Genomic DNA, 500 nt, shown 5'->3' with positions numbered 1-500 from the left:
AAGACTCTGGCTCCAAACGCAATAACCAAGAACATCAAGTTTTTGGACACATACCTTCGTCTTATGAGCACATCAGGTGCTACAATCTACCGTAGACGTAACGGTAATGTTTATGACTCTTCTGCCGATACAGAGCTGTTTACGGCTCCTATTCAAGTTAAAATGATTGAAGAGTTAGCCTATGACGAAATGCCAGAATGTTTCCGTAAATGGATTATCGTAAAAGCATCTCGTGCATTCAATATTCGTTTCTTTGGTGCTGCTGAGATTGAACAGGCATTACAGCAAGATGAAGAAGAAGCCCACCGTTTGTGTATGGAATACGAAATGGATTACGGTAACTTCAATATGCTTGATGGAGACTCTTGGACTGGTGGACGTATCGGTCGCTCATAAGGAGAATCTATGCCTATTGTATCTCAAAGTATCAAGAACCTCAAAGGTGGTATCTCCCAACAGCCACACCAACTTAGATTCCCAGACCAAGGAACAACCCAGAT

1 protein-coding gene is annotated in these 500 nt (G+C 42.2%); it reads left to right on the top strand.

The annotated features are described in order from the left end of the window. On the top strand, nucleotides 1-396 hold a 396-nt coding region (locus HL054_RS22300), incomplete at its 5' end, for a hypothetical protein (protein ID WP_369141319.1). Between the last annotated feature and the right edge of the window lie 104 nt (nucleotides 397-500).

The organism is Modestobacter versicolor, from assembly GCF_041028285.1.
Classification (GTDB): Bacteria; Actinomycetota; Actinomycetes; order Mycobacteriales; family Geodermatophilaceae; genus Modestobacter; species Modestobacter versicolor_A.
The sequence above is the reverse complement of the archived record's forward strand: the minus strand, read 5'-3'. Positions and strand labels throughout refer to the sequence as shown.